Source organism: Corynebacterium renale (assembly GCF_002563965.1).
Taxonomy (GTDB): Bacteria; Actinomycetota; Actinomycetes; order Mycobacteriales; family Mycobacteriaceae; genus Corynebacterium; species Corynebacterium renale.
The window spans coordinates 249,345-265,760 of record NZ_PDJF01000001.1; the positions used below are offsets into that span (position 1 = coordinate 249,345).

Here is a 16,416-nt window from a genome sequence, read left to right on the forward strand (position 1 = left end):
TTTCGGACATATTCGGAACTAATTAAAGAAAAAGTCGCGGAAAACTACGAGCATCGTCACACCAATAACAACCATCCAGACCACGGCTAGCGCCCACCACCACTTGCCGGCAGCACGAGTCATGGCGTTATCCCCGCCGTAGGCCGGGAACGTAAAACCGACCGTGGCACAGAATAAAATGATGGCCGCTGCCCAAATCTGAATGCAGTTTGTGCACAGTGCGCCAAGGGTGAAGATGGCGTGCGCCGCTAAGTACATGCAGAAGCCCACGACAACCGTCATGCCGACGCCAATGAGGAACCACAGCCACCCCGCGAAGCGTGCGCCGGCGAGCATCGCTACACCCAGCGCGGCAACGGCACCGAAACCGGCAAGGCCATAGAACGAATTAGAGATACCAAAGGTTGTGGCGGCGTCGGAACGCATCACATCTGTGCAGGAGAAAACCGCATTGTAATCGCACACTGCGACGAAGTTCGGATCTTTCAAGCCCGCAATTTGGTCCAGCAAGACACGCGCGGACGGCACCAGCCCCCACAGGCCGCAGACGGTGAAGATGATGCCCAACCACAGTGGTGGCTTCGGGCGGGTTTCCAAAGTTGGCGGAGTAGGTGCTGCGGTGTGCTCATGCGTGGCCACCGGATACTGCGATGTCATAGGTTCACAGCGTAGTATGCAGCACAGTCAGCGGCCAACGTACCAAACGTGTCTGGCCATCTGTCCACTGCGCGGAAAGCTCCCCGACAAACGCGTCCAGTTCGCTACGCGCTTCCGGCGAACGCGCCGACGACCACGTATTCAGGTAACCCACGAACTGCTCGCACGTCATGTGTTGGTCTAGGAATTCTTCCTCACGGATCGCCCCAGGAATCAACGGTTCCACAGACCGGAGTTCATCATCAACAATGCTGCGCTGCGGTTCCCAGAAACGGTGGAACGGGCCCCAATAAAAATCGGAGAACACCTGCTCCAAGCCCCCGCCCGGATCCAGCTGCGCGACCCCATACGACACGATCCACAACAGTGCCCCCGGGCGTGCAACCCGGCGCGCTTCTGCAAGGAACGCAGGAACATCAACCCAATGAATAGCTTGCGCCACTGTGATAACGTCCACGGATTCCGTGGCGAAAGGCAGCGACTCCGCGGTAGCCACGACCATTGGGACACCGCCGGCGGCGTGTGCCTGGCTCAGCGAAGGATCGACCCCCACCGCAAGCAGAAAGTCACGCTGCAGTTCAGCGGTCAGCTGGCCGGTGCCGGCGCCGACGTCGATAAGCACTCTAGCCTGCGGCGCAAGCTCCCTGATGTGCTTGACGACGTCCGCAGGGTACGTCGGACGGAAGGCCGCATAATCGGCGCCTGCCTCGAAGAAAGTCACCGCTGCACCCACTCCCACGAAATGAAGCGTGCCTCCGAGTCCGGGTCCTGGGCGACGGCTGATTCGCGGTCGAAGCGGACCAGCAGGTAACGGTCCTCCAGCTGCTCCACCAAACCGCCACCCCACTCAGCGACAACGACCGCATCGTCAAGCGCAGTATCCAAGTCCAGGGCGTCGAGTTCGCCCAACGGATCGGCCTGGGATGGGTCCTCACCGAGCAGTCGGTAGGCATCCACATGGACCAGGTTCGGCCCGCCACCGGCTGAGGGGTGTTCACGGGCGATGACAAACGTCGGGGATGTGACCTTGCCCGTAACCCCCTTGGGCCCGAGCCCTCGCGCGAAACCCTGGGTAAATGTAGTCTTGCCGGCTCCTAGAGGGCCGTCGAGAATTACCACGTCACCGGCGCGGACCCGGGCCGCCAACTCGGCGGCAAGTTCCTGTGTGTCCTCCATCGTCTCCGTACGCCGGCGATGCTCGTACTCGATGGCGGTGCGCCCTTGCGGGGAACACACGATCTCATAATTAATCGTGCCGGTGGCTGTGGCGAGTTCGGTTGCTGTCATTTCACCTTGATCGCCAGGCCCGAACACTACTGCCGTGTCTCCCGGCTGAACCGCATGTGGATTCGAGCCCAAGAAGATAAGGAATTGATCCATGCACACCCGGCCCACTTGCGGGTAACGGTGACCATTGACAGTGACCTCCAAGTGCCCCTGCCAGGAACGCGACACTCCGTCGGCGTATCCCATCGGCACGACGGCCAAGTAGCCGTCCTCCGGGGCCTGCCACGTCAAACCGTAGGAGGTGCCCTCCCCCTGCGTAATCGGCTTCACACGCAGCACCGGCGCTTCCCACTGCATGGCCGGACGCAACCCATGATCCTTGCCCGGGATGGGCTCTAAACCGTAGAGCGCCACACCTGGGCGAACCATCTCATGGTGCAAATCAGGACGAGTCAGCGTACCCGGCGAATTACACAGATGATTCTCCTTCAGCTCCAGCCCCTTGGCCCGGCCCCTGTCTATGAATTCCTGGAAACGCTGCCCCTGACGCGTCGTCTCCGGGTTATCGGGATCATCCGCGCAGGCCAGGTGACTCATGAGCCCCCGGACAGTAATGCCTTCGGCGCGCAACATTTCAGCGACATTTTCGAACTCGCCGGCCTCCACACCGTTGCGGTGCATCCCGGTTTCCACCATGATGTAGACCTCCACCGGCTCCGCGACCTGGGAATTATCCACGAAGGTGCGCACGGCCTGGGCGTGTGCCTGCGACGTCACCGCAATCTGAATCTTCCGTGCGGCCACCTCACGCAGATCAGTATCCGGGGTCCACATCCACGCCAAAACCGGCGCCTCAATACCGAGCTCGCACAGCTCAAGGGCTTCAGGTAACGTCGCAACGCCGAATGCGTCTGCACCGCCTTCGAGCATTGCGTGCGCAGTCGGGCCCACACCGTGGTGGTAGCCGTCGGCCTTCACAATCGCGCGGAGCTGCACATCTGGACCAACCAGGTCCTTGACTACGCGCGTGTTGTGCACGATTGCGTCCAGATTAACGCGAGTGACAATCATGCTTCTCGACGCCGCGACCCCTCCCCCAGCCAGGTGCTGCGAAACGTCGGTGGACTCATGGTTTTCAGACATAATTCCCATTGTGCCACCTCCATCCCACGCACGGCTCTACTACCTTTGGGTCTGCTTCTTGACTATCCTTGGAAGGCGTGGCTGAAAACTTGAAGAAACCGCTGTCCAAATTGTCCAAGCGCGGACCGCACCGCGTGCTCGTCGGTGACTTGGATTACGCAGGTCTACACGGGAAGGTGTACACCCCGGCCGAAGGCAAAGGTGTTCCTGCTGTGGCCTTCGGCCATGACTGGATGACAGACATCAAGCATTACCACGCAACACTGCGTCACCTTGCTTCGTGGGGCATCGCAGTTGCCGCGCCGAATACGGAAAAGGGGTTTAGCCCCGACCACCGTGGTTTTTCCGCCGACCTCGAATCCGCGATGCAGATTTTGGCAGGCGTCAAACTAGGCCACGGCAACGTCACCGTGAACCCGAAGAAGATTGGTGTTATCGGGCATGGCATGGGCGCAGGATGCGCAATCCTTTCCGCCGCAGGCAACGAGAAGGTTCGCGCCGTCGCTGCGATTTACCCTTCCGTCACCGCTCCTTCCAACACTGCAGCTGCTAAGAACGTCGACGCACCCGGGCTGATTATCGCCTCCGGCGACAACGCCCTTATCGAGGCCGGCAACCCCGTAGAAATTGCCAACGCCTGGAAGGGCGACGTTGCCTACCGGGAGATCGAAAACGGAAACCAGCAGGGATTCTCTGAGAACACCATGTTTAAGCTGCTCGTTGGCTTAGCTAAACCGCAAACGAGCGCTCGGGAAACCGCCCGTGGCCTAGTCACTGGCTACCTCTTGCACCAGCTGGATGGCCAGAAGAAGTTTTCCGCATTCTCCGAACCGATGGTGGAAGCAAAGAACGTCCAGTCCCTCGACGGTGATGTTCTCCAAGAGAAACTCGACGAACAACAGGGCAAAAACCTATCCCTGCCGTTCTAAAATGTGCGCCCCTGCGTGCGCTGGTGTGAAGCCGACGCCGGGGAGGTCCCGCCCGCGATTGGATAAGTACGTCCGACCGCGGGTCTTGCGTTTTGGGCGTGCATTAGCCGTCTGACTGAGGCTGGCTGGCTGGTTGGCCGGCTGGCCGGCTAGGGCGCTTGGCCCAGCGTCTTGGATTGCACAATGCCTCGCATCGGACGACGCTGCCCCACATCCATAGGCCGTCCGGTCTGCTGCACGTCTGGGTTCTGCCAGTTCGGTGTCCTCGGATACAATGCGCTCGGTTCAGGGGCTTTGCGTTGCTTATGCGCCGCGGTGATATCACGCTGGGCCTTTATCACTTCACGTTCAAATTGCTGCATCCGTTCTTCCGTACGTCGGCGGAATGCTTCGGCAAAATCTTGAAAATCCATTTACCACTGTCCTACTTTCTTCACGCTTGATCCCACCGAACTTGCCACTGCGGCCACAGGCTGTGGAGCCACCTGAGTCGGCGCAGGAGGTGGCGTCGGCGCAGGTTGGGGCGCTGACTCCGGTGCTGGCGCTGGTTCGGGAGCCGCCGCCGGTGCTGGAGCTGCTGCTGCCGGTGCTGGGGAGGCCTGCGCTGCCATCATTGCTTGCTTGGCTGCCGGTGCTGGCGGTTCTGGTACTTTGTCCAGGTCAGTCAAGTTGGGAACTGGTGCTGGGGCTGGCGCTGGCGCTGGTTCTGGGACCGGTTCGGGCAATGGTTCTGGGACCGGTTCTGGAACTGGGAAGTCGCAGTTTTCTACGAGGTCAACCAAGCACGTGACAACAGCTGCGACGACAACCACCGCTACGCCGACGCCCAACGCACCCAATACTCCTGTACAGCTATCGGGCACACATCCTTCGGACTCGGGTGGCGGGCATTCGTCTGCTGGCGGTTGGGTACATTCTGGTTCTTCTGGGCAGGGTTCCGGCTGTGGCGCAGCCGGAGTCTGTGGCGTTGGACGTTGAGGTTCAGGACACTCTGAGACAGGCTTCTCCGGCACTGGAGGTGCCGACTCTGGTGGGCAGACTGTCGCAGGCGTCGTCGGACGTGGCTCAGGCTGGGGTTTAGGCTCAGGCTGTGGGCACGGCTCAGATTTGGGTCGGTCTGCGTCGCACGGCTGGGTCACAGGTGGCGAAGGCTGCGGGCACTCGGGTTTGCCAGCCGGAACTGTTGGCGTCGGTTGCGCAGGCGCTGGAGTGGTTGGTTGTGGGCTAGACGGCTGCGGACTTGGAACCTGCTCCTGTGTGGCAGGCGGTGCCGCAGCAGCCGGAGCAGTAGGCGTCCCACATTCTGAAACCGCTGCTGGTTGCGTTTTCTCCTGGCACACCACGGCGCAACACGCGTCAATGCGGACGGTTAATTCACCAAAGCATCCGTCCAATGCTTCATCGCGGGCGGTACACACATCTTTGATGCATGCAGCAGCTTCGTTGATGAGTTTGTCGCCGGCATCAACGCATTGGGCAATCAACTGCTCATCGCGGACCGGATCGCAGTGTGATAGTAGCGCCGCTAGTTGGTCGATGAGTTTCTCTAGGGCAGCTACGATTTCTGTCATCCCGGATTGGGAAACCTGATCTATTTCTTTCGCGGACTCCGCTGCAGAATTTCCGTCGGCGGCAATTTTTGTGGTTTCTTCCTTGCCACCTGACCAGTCATTAACCGCGCCAGAAATCCACCTGGCGATGACACCACTAGCCAGGTCAAGCAGAATAGACACGAGAAAACCCGCCGGGCCACGGGCTCGCCCAGGTGTACTCCGCCCTTTAGCTTTCGACGATTCTTTAGCCAGTTGCCCGGGATCTAAGCCTTGAGTTTTTGCGACGTCTTTTTCCAAAGCGCTCTGCGGCACCTTTGGGCCGGCGTACTTTCCCTGAGAAGCCGAACTGAGCTTTCTCGCTGCGCGCCCATATCCTGATAAGAAGCTCATCGGAGTGCCTCCACGGAGCGTGCCCCCGCACGGTCCTGGTGTTCAAACAGATCCACGTCCTTGAGCACAGCCCTGAGGCCGCGGCTTAATGTTTGTAGCCTTCGCAGTTCAGCGGCATGCATGCGCGCATACCCTGCGTTAATAGCCCGGGCATGATGTGCGAATCCTTCACCAAGCGCAGTGGAATCAAGGTGTGGCACTACGGAACTGTGATCAGCAATTTGTCGCGCAAGTTCCGCAAGGAGCTGGTTGACGGTATCGCGTATGTGTTCTGGGCGTAAAAATACGGTGGATAAAGGCACTGACGAACCCCCATGTGTCTAGTAGTGGCCCCGTGGTGCTTTCATACCACGGGCTTTTCCTACTTAGACGCTCTACACCCAGGCGGAGGTTCCCCCGAGTTTCAGATCAGTGCTTAAACGCTAGCGACCACTGCGGCTAACTGGCCGGCAAGTTTACGCGCCTGGTCTTCTTCTGCTGCTTCCACCATGACGCGGAACAGTTCCTCAGTACCGGACGGGCGCAGCAGAACGCGGCCGGTGGAGCCAAGTTCTTCCTCAGCTTCTGCGATAGCTTCCTTCACCTGTGGGTTATCGGCAACCGCAGCTTTGTCGGACACGGGGACGTTCACCAGTACCTGTGACAGGACCTTCATCACGCTGGCCAATTCCGCAATCGACTTACCGGTTTCTGCCATGCGTGCCATGAGCGACAACCCGGTGAGGACACCATCACCGGTGGTCGCAAACTCCGGAATGATGATGTGCCCGGATTGCTCGCCACCCAAATCCAGACCGGAACGGTTCAGTTCCTCAAGAACATAACGGTCGCCCACTGCGGTAGAAACAACGTCAATGCCTTCGCGCTCCATAGCGAGTTTCAGGCCCAAGTTACTCATCACGGTGGCAACCAGGGTGTTGCGACGCAGATCATTGGCTTCTTTTTTCGCAACCGCAAGAATCGCCATAATCTGGTCACCATCAACGACGTTACCTTCAGCGTCGACGGCCAAGCAGCGGTCGGCGTCGCCGTCGTGAGCCAAACCAATGTCTGCCCCGTGCTCACGGACTGCCTGCTGCACCTGCTCGATGTGGGTGGAACCGCAATTATCGTTGATGTTAAAAGCGTTTGGCTCATTGTGGATGGCAATTACATTCGCGCCCGCTGCCCCGTACGCCAGTGGAGCCACCTCCGAAGCCGCGCCATTCGCGCAGTCCACGACGACGGTGATCCCCTTCAAATCCTGCTGCACTGCCTGGCGCAGGTGCGCAAGGTAGCGGTCCTGGGCGTCTGGTGCCTCCTCGATGACTCGCCCTACACCGTGACCGGTTGGTCCGCCTTCTTCGAGGTCAGCCATAACTGCCTCGATTTCGTCTTCGATTTCGTCAGCAAGCTTCTTGCCGCCGGCGGCGAAAAACTTGATGCCATTATCGGGCATTGGATTGTGGGACGCGGAGATCATGACGCCCATATCAGCACCATAATCATCAGTCAGGAAAGCCAGGCCGGGCGTCGGGATGACACCAACCCGGAGCACATCAACACCACGTGAAGCCATGCCTGCGGCCAGGGCCGCCGCCAGCATCTCACCGGACACGCGCGGGTCACGCCCCACCAACGCGACGGGGTGCCTATTGGAAGATCGCTTATCCCGGGTGAGCACTTCCGCTGCAGCAGCTCCCAGTTTCAGCGCCAAAGACACTGTAAGAACTTTGTTCGCCTTACCGCGGACACCGTCAGTACCAAAAAGTCGAGTCATGCCACCATTATGCCGTGCCGCCCAGACATCACTCCACCCGGGCGTTCGAATGCCTCCCCATGCTTTACGACGCCTTAAGTTCAGAGGGTCGTTGCAACACTTTCCCTAAGGAGTGTGGCAATGACTACCAGTTATGGGCCTTATCATTCGTTATCCGAGTCTGATCGTGTACGACTAATCGCGTTAGTGACACGCGGTCGCAGCGTGCGTTCCTCCGCCTATGAAATCGGCTGTAACTACGGACATGCGTTAAATTTTTGCCACGCCCACAAACTCATCGAACCACGCAAGAGACAACGACCACTTAATCACAACACCCCGGTTATCAAAGAGTTCCTGACACGTGTTCGACATGGACAATCAGTCCACGCCGCGGCAGTTCAATGCGGAATCAATGACACTGCTGCGTATGCGATTGCAATGGATGCCGGCTGTCATATCCGCTTAAGCAGGTACCAGCGCAGGGTTCGGCAGACTCAACTTCGTGTGGAATACCTCCGGCTACGTTTAGCAAGTGTGCCTTCTGGTGATGCTGGGCGTGCACTCGGTATTGAGAGATCGATGAGGCAAGATTTCGAACGCGGTCTGTTTAAAACAAACGGCTCACGCAAAGAGTTCGTCGGTGTTGGTATCGATGCCATCACGTATAAAAGACTTATGATCACGCTGCGCCAACGCCATGATCTCGTTGACTCTGGACGATTGCGTCCACCGGCATTGCCACATGGGGTTGATCCATACAAACCTATTAGCGCTCGCTATATCTGCTTCGAAGAACGAGTACTTATTGCTGATTTGCTGCGTGAGCATACCTCGGTTCGTGAAATCAGTCGCCGACTTGGGCGAAGTGCTTCATCAATTGCTCGAGAAATTAGACGCAATCGCAGTGCGGAAGGCCCGTATCGTGCAGAAACTGCTCAGTTGAAAGCGTGCGCACGTCGGCTGCGTCCTAAACTACCCAAGTTATTAGCAGATAAACGATTATGGGAGTACGTGTGTAATGGGTTGCGGGCACAATGGTCGCCTGAACAGATTGCTCATCGACTCCCTGTTGATTTTCCCGATGACAAGGACATGCGTATTAGCCACGAAACTATCTACGATGCTTTCTACCTGCAGTCGAAAGGTAAGCTCAGTGAGCTAGGTTTGACACTGCCTCGGGGTAGGAAGAAACGCAAGAAACGACTCCCCCGGGTTGACACTCCTACTCAGCAACGATTCGTTGATGACATGATCATGATCGATGAACGACCTGAAGAAGTCGCTGAGCGTATTTTGCCTGGACACTGGGAAGGGGACCTCATTTTAGGCAAAAATAACAAATCAGCAGTGATCACTTTGGTGGAACGTGTCAGCAGGTTCGTCGTGTTAGGTCACCTGCCTGGGCGCCATAGCAGTGATGAGGTACTTGCAGCGTTAAAGAAAACAGTTGGCACGATCGACGAAGCGATGTGGTCATCGATTACCTGGGATCAGGGAAGCGAGATGGCTGGTCATAAGGCTTTTACGATGGCTACAGATATACCCATTTATTTCTGTCATCCTGGTTCACCATGGGAACGTGGAAGTAACGAGAATACTAACGGGCGACTCCGGCGGAATCTTCCGAAAAGTAGTGATTTGTCAGTCTACAGCGCACATGATCTTGAAATGATTGCCAATATCCACAACCACACACCACGTAAAGCATTGCAATGGAAGACTCCGGCGGAAGTTATGGCAGAGGCTCTGGCACAAACCGGTAGCATTAGACGGGATTAATCGTCGTTGTTGCAACGACCCCTAGAATTCAAGCGCCCACCTGAAATGCACAAAACCGCCATCCCGAAAGGATGACGGTATGTGTCCACACGCTGGTACCAGGGGGTACCTGCAGCGGGGAAATTAACGCTTGGAGTACTGCGGAGCGCGACGGGCCTTGTGCAGACCTGCCTTCTTACGCTCGACGGCACGTGCGTCACGGGTCAGGTAGCCAGCCTTCTTCAGCTCACCGCGGTCTGCAGGGCTGTAGAGGTTGAGTGCGCGGGCAATTGCCAGACGCATTGCGCCAGCCTGACCGGTTGGGCCACCGCCCTTGAGGTTAGCGACGATGTCGAACTGACCTTCACGCTCAAGAAGAACCAGTGGGGACAGAACAGTCTGCTGGTGAATCTTGTTCGGGAAGTAGGTGTCCAGATCGCGGCCGTTGCACTTGATTTCGCCGGTGCCTGGAACCAGGCGGACACGGACGATGGCGCGCTTACGGCGACCAACGGTCTGGATTGGGCCCTCAACACCAGCTGGTGCTTCAGCCTCAACTGCGGTCTCGGATTCTACGGCTACTGCATCACCAATGGTGTTGGTGAACTCTTCAGTAGCTGCAGCAGCTGCTGCGAGGTCCGCTGCGTCTGCTACGTTCGCGTTTTGGTTGTTTGCCTCAGTCACTGGGACACCACCTTGATCTCGTAGGTCTCCGGGTTCTGGCCCGCGTGTGGGTGCTCAGCACCAGCGTAAACGTGCAGCTTCTTGATGGAAGCACGCGACAGCTTGTTGTGTGGCATCATGCCACGTACAGCCTCTTCGACGGTGCGCTCTGGGAACTCGTCCAGGGCACGACCCAGGGTCATGGACTTCAGTCCACCCGGGTAGCCGGAGTGACGGTAACGCATTTCGCGCTCACGCTTGTTGGAGCTAACTGCAACTTTGTCAGCGTTAATGATGATGACGTGGTCACCACAGTCAACGTTCGGTGCAAACAGTGGCTTGCCCTTGCCACGCAGCAGGTTTGCCGTGTGGGTAGCAAGGCGACCGAGCACCACGTCCGTGGCGTCGATGACGTACCACTTGCGGGTAATGTCACCGCTCTTCGGGTGGTAAGTAGACACTCGATGACTCCTTAAAAGTCGGTCTTGGGCTGCCGGCCATCACTGTGCTCAATCATGTACTTAAAAAAGTTTGGGGATTGCCCTTCACGGCGGCCGGTGGAGACCCGCGAAGAAAACACACAGGTTGAATATCCTAACGGATTTCTCCCCGATTTCCAAATAGCACACTAGGGAAAATACACATGTAGGCCAGGCGGGATCCTGTACCGCCTGGCCTATCAATTCTGATGTCGCAAACGTTCAGCAGCATCCCAGGTGGTTCCTACACCTACCTAGCTAGCAACATGGAAGCTAGATGCGCTGACGGGAGCAAAATAGGGGGTATCTCCACGAACATCAGAATTGTGTGAGATGTAAGTTTTACCGTTTCTTCATAGATCACCCCCACGACGCAGCAGCTGCTCGGTTAACATCCGCCATTTGGTCATTGCCCTGGCGGACGGTCTTGGAAATGGTTGCCAAAATCGTATTCAGTTCTGCTGCGGACTTATCCCACCGTGCTTGGGCCTCGTTGTACGCCTCGGCGGACTGACCTTCCCAGGTGGACACCATGGGCGCCAGGAAGGATTTCAGTTCATCGAGAAGCTGATTGATTCGTGCCGAGGTTGCCTGGATATCAGTGGCGGCGGCGTCAATTGCGCCGAATTGGTAACGGATGGTGCTCATGAGTTCCTGCTTTCACTCAGTGTCAAAGATTTTTTTCGTAGGGTCGGTTCTTACAAGCTGAGGCCGGTGCCCCCGACGTTGGAGAACATCTGCGCGTTCTGTGCTTCAGCATCTTCGAAGTGGCGCGCGTTCGAGCGGATGTTGGTGGAAATGTCGGTGAGCGCCCCCTGCAGATTGCGGCCGGACTCATCCCACCGGGCCATGAGAGCATCGAAGCTGTTTTGCGCTGCGCCCACCCAGGAGCCGCGTACGCCGTCGACAATTCCGCGCAAGCGGCCCAATTCCGAAAGCACCTCATCTGCTGTGGAATCAACGTGACCTGCAGCTGCGACCATCACGTCGGCTTCAGTTTTAAACAGTGACATGTAACTCGCCCCTCCTCGAGACTGTGGCCCTGTGGGCCAGATTTTTACGTGTTCAAGCGCATCTGTTCCGCTTGGTTATATCTGACGGCGCGCAACACCCAAAAGGTTCCCTAACCTACAAAACTCAGTGTTTCTGCAGCTAAACGACATGCCGCTTTGTTGGGAATAGTAGGTTCGTGGCGTGTGTGGCACCCCATAGCCATCAGATGTCCGTGCTCCACCCACGTCACCCAATCCACAACCGAGCCATCGCCGGGGATTTCGGAATAGCGCACTCGTGTGCCTTCGAATAAAGGCCCAACAGGAATGTCGACCGGACGGAGTTCGGGGTCGGACTCAATAGTGGCTACGGCTTCCTTCAAGACCGTTTCCGGAGTGACCGTGTAGATGGGGTCCGCGCTGACGTGAATGCGAAGTGTGTCATCGGGCCCGGTAAGCAACCACGTTCCCGGGCGTTCTTCCACAGTAAATCCAGGCGGAGTCTCTACCCGCATCTGGCCGATGAGGTGTTCTTGTGACTGCGTTTGTGGGCTGGCCGCGGAGCTCGTGAGCGAACTATGCGGGGACTTCACACTAGCTGACGAGGTTGGAGAAGCCGGAGTAGTCGCCGCAGCAACTACCTTTTCGTGTGGCGTCGAGGCAGATCCCGTGGTAGCACGGATGGTCCACCAGGCCCCAGCAAGAACTACGACGACGGCAACCGCGATCAGCGTGGGCGCAAACCATGTACGGCCGTTCATTTCCCAGGTTGATTCATGGTTTGCGCCCTCGCGGGCGCGTGCCATGGAACGTAAACGTCTCCCTGGTTCAGATTCTTCAGCTCCGGGAGGCTCGGCGGCAACGTCGATGGGATACGCAACTACGCCTTGGGCGACCAAAGTGGCAACCACAATGTCAGTCACCTCGGGTGATGCATCAACGATGACTTCAATTTCTGGCCATTGCGTAGGTGAAAGAGTGCGCAACTGATCAATAACCGCGCGCGTAGCCCACCCCTCTTGAATGCCTGTGCCTGGTAAGTCATACCGGTACACCGTGTCTGGTCCAGTAAAGATCGTGGCAGTATCGACGACCGTCAGCGTAATGGTCAAATGCTGAGCTGCCGGTGACACTACCCCACGCTCAGCCTGAGTAGCGGTGGCGGATAGTTTATGCGTCCCCATAACCCACCACCTGATCTGACTGCGCTACCTGAATAACACCCACTAGTTGTCCCCCGCGATCGAACTGCCCACGACCGGGGATCCAACGCTGCGGCTTCAGCCCAAACACTGCGCCTTCTTCCTTGTCACTATCTAGCAAAAGTACGGCCGGTAATTGGGCTTTGAGCGCGCTCATCAGAGGTTGATACGCGGCACGCCCAACCCCCGATGCAGACCTAGCAAACACGAGGTGCAGGCCCACATCCTGGGAATGCGGAATGAGCGCGAGTAGCTCCCGGAGAATGGCGTCATCGATGAGCTCGGCGTCGTCGACAAGCACATAAATGTCAGGCCCATCCCACCACGAACGTTGCACCAACTGCTCCGGTGTAATGTCGGTGCCCGGCAGACGCTCCCGCAGAGTGTGGGCCGTCGCTGTGACCAGTTCCCGCATCGCATCCGGCGTGGCGGCATATCCCGCCACCATCTCCTCCGGGAATGCTCCCAAGTGGGCTCGTCGCGGATCAAGGACGACTAGACGCGCATGAGATCTGCCCAGTTCGCAGATGCCCTTGGCTGCCGTGCGCAGCGTTGTTGTTTTACCTGCGCCTCGGGAACCGATGACAACCAAATGCTGTGAATCCCAGGGAACGGGCTCGAGGCGACGGCCTCCCAGGCCGAGAAAAATGGCGTTGCCTTCTTTATCGGGGAGTTCCTCGGACGATAGCGTGGCAGGCAAGACATTCAATTGCGGAACCGGTTCAGAGTTTTCCCACAGGCGCGTCGCGTGGGCGATGTCCTGATTACTGGTCAGGGCAAACAACACATCCTCTTTCTCGGAGGTAATTCCGCGACCTGGCTTCGGGGGAATATGTGTCTGAGCGTTCCGGTCAATAAGCGAATCCAAGGGTTCGCCTAGACGCAGTTCGTAGCGCGTTGTAATGAGATCCCTAATCGCAGGTCGAATCGAGGTCCACCGCGCAGTTGAAATCACCAGGTGAACTTTGGCACGCGGGCCATTAGCAGCGATCGAAGCGACGTTGGAGGCCAATTCCTCGTGTTCGTCAGCGAAACTGTGCCAGCCGTCGATAAGCAGAACCGTGTGGCGGTCTTCTCCCCCATCATCGATGAGCGCCATGACTTCATCAATGACCCGCGCCACCCGCTCGGGGTCTTTGCGGCTTGCGATACCTGCGGTGTGCGGCAAACGGCTGAGTGTTTCCAGCTCGCCGGAGGAAAAATCCACCCCGTAAAACTTCACGTGGTCTGGGGAATGCGTCACCGCCAGCGCCGTTGCTAGCGTGCGCAACACCTGCGTCTTGCCAGTCCGGGGCGAGCCGGCAATAGCTATGTGCCCGGCGCCGGCAGATAAATCCATGATCAGCGGGTCTTGGCGCTGGTAGTAAGGGCGGTCGATGACTCCCACCACGGCCGACAAAGCACCAGGCGCACTGTTGCCTGCACCCAACTGCATCGCTGCCGAAAGCTCCATGCGAGCAGGCAGGGGTGGTAACCACATGCGATGCGCTCGCTGACCGCGCACTCCTGCTTCCCGGCGCGCGGCAGCAACAACTGCGCTGAGCAGTGTCTCACCAGTACTTAGGACGGTTTGCTCGGTGACCTGCGCTGACGGCCATTGGGTGAAAGGCCGCACTTCCAACAGACTATCCGTCTCCAGCGCGACGGTTTTCTCCAGCGGTCCCGAAACGTAGGCCGCGCGGAAACCAACGACATCGTCTGCTGCCGCTTTGATGTATCCGGCACCTGGGGTCGTCGGAAGCGTGTAGGCGTCAGGAACACCGAGAACCTGCCGTGATTCCGCAGCTGAGAACGTGCGCAACCCGATGCGGTAGGACAGATGCGAATCAAGACCTCGCAAACGCCCTTCCTCCAGACGCTGGGAGGCCAGCAGTAAGTGAATCTGTAAGGATCGGCCTAGCCTGCCTACAGCAACAAAGAGATCCGCGAAGTCCGGATGCTGCCCTAATAGTTCAGAGAACTCGTCTACGACAATCACCAAAGCCGGAAGCGGTGGCAATGGACTTCCATCGGGGGCGAGATCTCCGCGGTTGCGCGCCGCGGTGTAGTCCACGACGTTCGAGAAATTACCAGCCTTACGCAGCAATTCTTGGCGCCGGTTCATCTCCCCGGAGATCGCATCGTGCATGCGGGCAACCAGGTCTGCTTCCTCCTCGAGGTTAGTAATCACCGCGGAAGTGTGCGGAAGCTTTTCGACGCCCAAAAACGTAGCCCCACCCTTAAAGTCAACGAGGACTAAGTTGAGGTCGTCGGGACTATGTGTTGCGGCCAACCCAATGACGAACGTCCTGAGGAGTTCCGATTTACCGGAACCCGTCGCACCGATGCACAGACCGTGTGGGCCCATTCCGCCGTGCGCAGATTCCTTAATATCTAGTACGACAGGCGCTTTCGTGGTACTCAATCCCAGCGGGACCTGAAGTTTTTCTGCGTGCGTTCGAGGCTGATCCCATATCTGGCCCAGGTCAATGTCCTCAGTATCAGTAATACCGAGCAATGCCGGATAGTCTTGGCGCACGTCCTGGACACCTGTCGCGCGCGTGAACCGGGCCAGCCGTCGAGAGCAATCCAAGGCCTGCGCGGTTGTGATTGCGTCAGCGCGACCGATTGTCTCGGGGCCGTCCTCGGTAACTACTGCAACATTTCCCTCCGACACGTGCAGGGCTAGACCCTCTGCCTGGGCCACCTGGTTAAGAATGCCCGGCTGCAATCCGGCGCAATCCACGATGAGGGTATGCGCCGAATCATGCAGCGCTTGTATCCCAGCCTGCACCCCAGCCTGCACCTCCACGTTCGCCCCAGAGTTCCCGGCAGAAGCGCTATCTACCACCAGAATCCGGTGGTCAGGAGGAGCAGTGCCAACCCCATTCTCACGGGTGTGCGGCAGCCACTTCATCCACTGCCAATCCGGGTTATCTTCCCACGACCCGGCAAACGACACAGAGACCACGTCCGGGCCATGGTGCACCACCAACTGGCACACGATAGCGCGGACTAGTGCGGCTGCTTCCTCCCCGGCTACCGAAACGAACCGGAATGATGCCAAGGCAACTGAAACAGGGCTATGCTCAACATTTGCTGTTGCACGAACCACATGCCGTAGCGCAACTGCGCACACGGGGTCGAGGTCTTCGCTTGATCCCGAATCTTCCACCACGATGGGCGTGCACAGACTTGTCACTCCTAACCCGATTCGCGTGTCTAAAACATCGGGATCATCCGCGTTGCGTTCCCACATCCGCGGCCCGCCAATAAGCGACCACACATCGTGCGGGTGTGGGTGCTGGTGTATCTCGTGCTCGAGTTGGGCTTGCGCATTATTGATGGCGGCCTCACGTAATTCGCCGAGGTGGCGCAGGTAAGTGCGCCGCACTTCGTCAGTATCGTTACCGTTCGGTGGTGCAAACATGGTGAAGAATCCCATGAGCATCATCAGTGGCATGACCAGCATCATCGGGCTAATCGTGCCACCTGAACCGTTACGGCTGCTTAAGAAAATTACGATGACCATCGCCGCCATCGCCGCAACCATGACCACCGGCATGAGCAGCCTGATTAATGGCTGTGGCCGGTGCACGTGCGCGGCAGGAACTTTTTCCGCAACGAGCTCACCCTGCGGCAATGGTGGCGCGGGTTCGCGGTTAGATATATGCGTCGGTTCGACGACTACGCTCATGTCCCC

15 protein-coding genes and 1 pseudogene are annotated in these 16,416 nt (G+C 58.0%); 3 read left to right on the plus strand and 13 right to left on the minus strand.

Annotation, left to right across the window (positions count from 1 at the left end; all coding sequences use genetic code 11):
- Positions 1-18 precede the first annotated feature (18 nt).
- The 4 genes and pseudogenes from ATK06_RS01170 to alr form a co-directional block, all read right to left on the minus strand.
- Complete coding sequence (locus ATK06_RS01170) at positions 19-657, minus strand: vitamin K epoxide reductase family protein (protein WP_083986193.1); 639 nt, start codon at positions 655-657, stop codon at positions 19-21.
- Between the two features lie 4 nt (positions 658-661).
- Entirely contained in the window at positions 662-1,396 is a 735-nt protein-coding gene (locus ATK06_RS01175) for a class I SAM-dependent methyltransferase (protein ID WP_161796015.1), read from the minus strand.
- Positions 1,375-1,833, minus strand: a complete 459-nt coding sequence (gene tsaE / locus ATK06_RS11380; RefSeq protein WP_231913601.1) for a tRNA (adenosine(37)-N6)-threonylcarbamoyltransferase complex ATPase subunit type 1 TsaE — start codon at positions 1,831-1,833, stop codon at positions 1,375-1,377. The genes ATK06_RS01175 and tsaE overlap by 22 nt, the downstream gene beginning before the upstream one ends.
- 24 nt (positions 1,834-1,857) lie before the next feature.
- Positions 1,858-2,955, minus strand: a pseudogene (alr, locus tag ATK06_RS01180) (alanine racemase); the annotation flags it as partial.
- 149 nt (positions 2,956-3,104) lie between these two features.
- On the opposite strand from alr, the gene ATK06_RS01185 reads away from it, so the two are divergent.
- Positions 3,105-3,956 carry a dienelactone hydrolase family protein gene (locus tag ATK06_RS01185; RefSeq protein WP_098388699.1) on the plus strand — a complete coding sequence of 284 codons (852 nt, stop codon included), beginning with the start codon at positions 3,105-3,107 and terminating at the stop codon, positions 3,954-3,956.
- A 149-nt stretch (positions 3,957-4,105) separates the two neighbouring features.
- Here the strand turns inward: ATK06_RS01185 and ATK06_RS01190 are convergent, their stop codons facing one another.
- Positions 4,106-4,369, minus strand: coding sequence for a hypothetical protein (locus ATK06_RS01190; protein WP_048381538.1), 264 nt, complete (start codon positions 4,367-4,369; stop codon positions 4,106-4,108).
- The gene (locus ATK06_RS11010; RefSeq protein WP_143341367.1) at positions 4,370-5,689 is read right to left on the minus strand and encodes a hypothetical protein; all 1,320 of its coding nucleotides are present in this window, start codon (positions 5,687-5,689) and stop codon (positions 4,370-4,372) included. It abuts the gene before it with no gap.
- A gap of 362 nt (positions 5,690-6,051) precedes the next feature.
- On the opposite strand from ATK06_RS11010, the gene ATK06_RS11470 reads away from it, so the two are divergent.
- On the plus strand, positions 6,052-6,180 hold the full coding sequence (locus ATK06_RS11470) for a hypothetical protein (protein WP_272913509.1): 129 nt from the start codon (positions 6,052-6,054) through the stop codon (positions 6,178-6,180).
- Positions 6,181-6,314: 134 nt separating this feature from the next.
- Here ATK06_RS11470 and glmM read toward each other — a convergent pair whose 3' ends face one another.
- The gene (glmM, locus tag ATK06_RS01205; protein ID WP_098388700.1) at positions 6,315-7,658 is read right to left on the minus strand and encodes a phosphoglucosamine mutase; all 1,344 of its coding nucleotides are present in this window, start codon (positions 7,656-7,658) and stop codon (positions 6,315-6,317) included.
- A gap of 120 nt (positions 7,659-7,778) precedes the next feature.
- Between glmM and ATK06_RS01210 the strand changes: the two genes are divergently transcribed.
- Entirely contained in the window at positions 7,779-9,419 is a 1,641-nt protein-coding gene (locus ATK06_RS01210) for an IS30 family transposase (RefSeq protein WP_048379854.1), read from the plus strand.
- 123 nt (positions 9,420-9,542) lie between these two features.
- Here the strand turns inward: ATK06_RS01210 and rpsI are convergent, their stop codons facing one another.
- The 6 genes from rpsI to eccCa all read right to left on the minus strand — a co-directional run bounded on the left by rpsI (position 9,543) and on the right by eccCa (position 16,410).
- Entirely contained in the window at positions 9,543-10,082 is a 540-nt protein-coding gene (gene rpsI / locus ATK06_RS01215; RefSeq protein WP_053072710.1) for a 30S ribosomal protein S9, read from the minus strand.
- On the minus strand, positions 10,079-10,522 hold the full coding sequence (gene rplM, locus ATK06_RS01220) for a 50S ribosomal protein L13 (protein WP_048379856.1): 444 nt from the start codon (positions 10,520-10,522) through the stop codon (positions 10,079-10,081). Before rplM ends, rpsI begins: the two co-directional genes overlap by 4 nt.
- Positions 10,523-10,900: 378 nt before the next feature.
- Positions 10,901-11,188, minus strand: coding sequence for a WXG100 family type VII secretion target (locus tag ATK06_RS01225; protein WP_048379858.1), 288 nt, complete (start codon positions 11,186-11,188; stop codon positions 10,901-10,903).
- 50 nt (positions 11,189-11,238) lie between these two features.
- Positions 11,239-11,553 (minus strand): WXG100 family type VII secretion target, encoded by a 315-nt coding sequence (locus ATK06_RS01230; protein ID WP_048379860.1) that lies wholly within the window; start codon positions 11,551-11,553, stop codon positions 11,239-11,241.
- A 110-nt stretch (positions 11,554-11,663) separates the two neighbouring features.
- The gene (locus tag ATK06_RS01235) at positions 11,664-12,716 is read right to left on the minus strand and encodes a type VII secretion-associated protein (protein ID WP_053072713.1); all 1,053 of its coding nucleotides are present in this window, start codon (positions 12,714-12,716) and stop codon (positions 11,664-11,666) included.
- A complete protein-coding gene (gene eccCa / locus ATK06_RS01240) occupies positions 12,703-16,410 on the minus strand; it encodes a type VII secretion protein EccCa (RefSeq protein WP_098388701.1) in 3,708 nt (1,235 codons plus the stop codon). Before eccCa ends, ATK06_RS01235 begins: the two co-directional genes overlap by 14 nt.
- Positions 16,411-16,416 lie beyond the last annotated feature (6 nt).